Here is a 3,786-nt window from a genome sequence, read left to right as displayed (position 1 = left end):
AGCCCGTGCAGCACCTCGGTCGCGGCGGCGGCCTGCGCCGCGCGCGTGCGCACGACCAGCCGCGCGGGGCGCGCGTCGGTGAGCGCGGCGCGCTCGCCCTGCAGCAGCAGCCGGCCGCGGCTCATGATCCCCACGTGGCTGCACACCTGCTCGATCTCGGCGAGCAGGTGCGACGACACCAGCACCGTCGTCCCCGCGTCGGCGAGCTCGCGGACCAGGTGCCGGACCTCGCGGGTGCCCTGCGGGTCCAGCCCGTTCGTGGGTTCGTCCAGCACGAGCAGGTCCCGGGGCTGCAGCAGCGCCGCCGCGAGGCCGAGCCGCTGCTTCATGCCGAGCGAGTACTGCCGGTACGGCTTCGCGGCGGACGCCGCCAGGCCGACGCGGTCCAGAGCGGCCTCGGCGCGGCGGCGCGTCGTGCGCGGGTCGGCGGTCGCGTCGGCGGCGTCCAACCGGGCGAGGTTCGCCCGGCCCGACAGGTACGGGTGGAACGCCGGTCCCTCGACCAGCGCCCCGACCCGGGGGAGCACCCGCACGGCCTCGTCCGGCACCGCCGCGCCCAGCAGCCACGCCTGGCCCGCGGTGGGGTGGGCGAGGCCGAGCAGCATGCGGATCGTGGTCGTCTTGCCGGACCCGTTCGGCCCGAGGAACCCGTACACGGCGCCCCGGGGCACCTCCAGGTCGATCCCGTCGACGGCGACCTGCCCCGAGCGGAACCGCTTGGTGAGCCCGGCGGTCCGGACGGCGAGGTCCGCGGTCACGGCGCCCGCGGTCGCAGCGCCCGCGGTCACGCGGCGGCGCGCAGCACGTCCGCGGGCACCGACCCGGCCAGCACGCGGCCGTCGTCGGTCACCAGGACGGTCAGCAGCGTCGTGCTCAGCAGCCGGCCCTCGGGGACGGCGGTGGTCAGCTGGTCGTACAGGGCGGCGCCGTCGAGCGAGGGCCTCCCCGGCTGCCCGTCGGCGTCGCGCGGCACGAACTCGCCGATGAGGTCCTGCGCCGCGTCGGAGCCGAGCACCCGCTCGGCGCCCGGCACGGAGCCCAGCGCGGCGGGCTCGCCGCCGACCAGGCCCGCGACGTCCAGGCCCGCGACCTCGACCACGGTCGACCAGCCGGAGCCCGACACCGCCACGCCCGGCGGCAGCATCCCGGTCGGGTCCGCGCCCGCCTCGTGCTGCGCGCGCGCCGCGTCCAGGGCGGCCTCGTCCACCTCCGGCAGCGGCACCACGACCTCCTCGGTGGTGGCGCCGGCCGGGGCGGAGAAGGCGAGCACGGCGTCGCCCGGGTCGGTGAACTGCACGTCCGTGAAGCCGACCTCGAGCGAGGGCGCGTCGCCGTCGTCCTGGCCCCACACCTGCACCCGCAGCGGCGCGGACGTCTCGGCGTCCACCGCCACGACCACCCGGGAGACGAGCGTCCCGTCGTCCGCGGGGCTCACCACCAGCTGGTACGCGTCGCGGCCGGCGACCACGGTCGGGGCGTCCACGGACACGTCGGAGTCCTGCTCCGCGCGGGCGAGGACCTGCGCGGCCGCCTGCTCCGGCGTGGGCAGGTCGGCCTCCGGCGCCACCTCGAGCCGCCCCGCCAGGGCGTCGTACCGCGCCTGGTCGGCCGGGTTGAGCGACAGGTGGGTGACGGCGTCGTCGGTGGAGGAGTAGGTCCACGCCTCGGCGCCGTCGCGGACCACCGAGTACTCCGACGTCGCGCCCAGCAGCGAGACCCGCGAGCGGTCGGCCCCGTCGGACCACAGGCGCAGCGTCGAGGAGCCGCCCAGCAGGTTCAGCGGGTCTGCGCCCGTCATCTCGGAGACGGGCAGCTCCGGCAGGCCGAGCCGGGCCGTGTAGACCACGGTGCCCTGCACCGGCAGGGGCTCGGCCTCCGCGACCCGGGTCAGCAGCTGCTCCGGGGTGACGTCGGGCAGGTCGCTGCCGTCGGCCGACGCCAGCGCCGGCACGCCGACGGCCGCCGCGAGGGCGACGGCGACGCCGCCCGGGACGGCCCAGCGGGCACGACGGGACAGCGGGCGGGACTGCGGACGACGCGGTGCGCTCTCGGACATGGGTCCACCGTGCCGCACCGAGGCTGAGGGCACCCTGAGAGCCCGCGGCCACCCGCGCCCGGCCCGGGACGGCCGCGGGTGGGATGCTGCCGGGGTGCGGGTGCTGGTGGTGGACGACGAGCGCGGGCTCACGGGTGCGCTGCGCCGCGGGCTGACGGCGGAGGGCTTCGCGGTGGACGTCGCGCACGACGGCGACACCGGTCTCGACCTGGCGACCGACCGCGACTACGACGCGATCGTGCTCGACGTGATGCTGCCGCGCCGCAACGGCTACGACGTCGTGACCGCACTGCGCGCCGCCGGGGTCACCACGCCCGTGCTCATGCTCAGCGCCAAGGACGGCGAGCACGACGTCGCCGACGGGCTGGACGTCGGCGCGGACGACTACCTGACCAAGCCGTTCTCGTTCGTGGTCCTCGTCGCCCGGATCCGCGCCCTGCTGCGCCGCCCGCCGCAGGTCCGGCCCGCGGTGCTCGCCGCCGGGGACCTGGTCCTCGACCCGGCGGCCCGCACGGTCACCCGGGCGGGCGTCCCCGTCGACCTGACCACCCGCGAGCTCGCGCTGCTGGAGTACCTGATGCGGCACGCCGACCGCGTCGTCGGCAAGGTCGAGCTGCGCGACCACGTCTGGGACGGCCCGGGCGAGGACGGCAACGTCGTCGAGGTGTACGTGGGGTACCTGCGCCGCAAGCTCGGCCGGGACGCCGTGGTCACGGTGCGCGGCGCCGGGTACCGGGTCGCCGGGTGAGGGGCTGGTCGCTGCGCCTGCGGCTGACGGTCGTCACCGCCGGGCTCCTGTGCGTCGCGCTCGTCGTCGGCGCGGTCGTGCTCAGCACCGTGCTGTCGCGCAGCCGGGTCGCGGCGCTGGACGAGGTGGTGCGGGCGCGCGTGCTCACCGTCGCCGGCCTGGTCACCAGCGACCAGGTCCCCGGGGCGCTGCCGGTCGCCCAGCCGGGCGAGGTGGTCCAGGTGCTCGACGCGCAGGGCCGCGTGGTGGCGTCCTCGCCGACCGCCAGCCGCACCCTGCCGGTGCTGCCCGCCGGGGTGCTCGCGGACCTGCGCCCCCGCGCGGGCGGACCGGAGCCGCTGCTGCTCACCACCGCCGACTCCGGCTACGACCCCTCCGCCCGGGCGGCGGTGCTGGTGCCCCCGGGCGGGGACGGCGCGGCGGTGGTCGCGACCGTGCCGCTCACCGAGGTCGACGGGCTGGTGCGCGCGCTGCGGCTCTCGCTGCTCGGCGTCGTCCCCGTGCTCACCGCCCTGCTCGCGGCGGCGATCTGGGTCGCGCTCGGCCGCGCCCTGCGCCCCGTCGAGCGGCTGCGCGCCGGGGCGGCGGCCGTCGCCCGGGCCGGGGGACCGGGGTCGCTGCCCGACCCCGGCACGGACGACGAGGTCGGGGCGCTCGCCCGCACCTTGAACGAGATGCTGGACCGGCTGGAGGTCGCCGCCGCGCGGCAGCGGTCGTTCGTCGCTGACGCCGCCCACGAGCTGCGCACGCCTGTCGCGGCGCTCGCGGCGACGCTGGACGTGGCCGCCGCGCACCCCGACGCGTACGAGCCGGCGGAGCTGGTCGCCGACCTCGGTGCCGAGGTGCGGCGGCTCGGGCGGCTCGTGGACGACCTGCTGCTGCTGGCCCGCGTCGGGTCGCGACCGCTGCCGGACGGGCCGGTCGACCTGCGGGCGGTGGCGGACGGCGCGGTCGCGCTGGCGCGCACGGGTGCGGGTGGCGG

At 78.1% G+C, this 3,786-nt stretch carries 4 protein-coding genes; 2 read left to right on the top strand and 2 right to left on the bottom strand.

The features are described from left to right. Nucleotides 1–758, bottom strand: a 758-nt coding sequence (locus EBM89_RS19920) for an ABC transporter ATP-binding protein (protein ID WP_369408678.1), incomplete at its 3' end; no start/stop codon positions are given. A 26-nt stretch (nucleotides 759–784) separates the two neighbouring features. Then, a complete protein-coding gene (locus EBM89_RS19915) occupies nucleotides 785–2,056 on the bottom strand; it encodes a LolA family protein (RefSeq protein WP_122151321.1) in 1,272 nt (423 codons plus the stop codon). 94 nt (nucleotides 2,057–2,150) lie between these two features. Between EBM89_RS19915 and EBM89_RS19910 the strand changes: the two genes are divergently transcribed. Both EBM89_RS19910 and EBM89_RS19905 read left to right on the top strand, forming a co-directional pair. Continuing rightward, nucleotides 2,151–2,804 (top strand): response regulator transcription factor, encoded by a 654-nt coding sequence (locus tag EBM89_RS19910; protein WP_122151320.1) that lies wholly within the window; start codon nucleotides 2,151–2,153, stop codon nucleotides 2,802–2,804. Next, the coding region (locus tag EBM89_RS19905; RefSeq protein ID WP_122151319.1) for a histidine kinase dimerization/phospho-acceptor domain-containing protein at nucleotides 2,801–3,786 on the top strand (986 nt) is incomplete at its 3' end. The genes EBM89_RS19910 and EBM89_RS19905, both read left to right, overlap by 4 nt.

Source organism: Cellulomonas triticagri (genome assembly GCF_003696205.1).
In the GTDB taxonomy this organism is placed as follows: Bacteria; Actinomycetota; Actinomycetes; order Actinomycetales; family Cellulomonadaceae; genus Cellulomonas; species Cellulomonas triticagri.
Note: the sequence above shows the minus strand (reverse complement) of the source record. Positions and strands in the feature narration are given on the sequence as shown.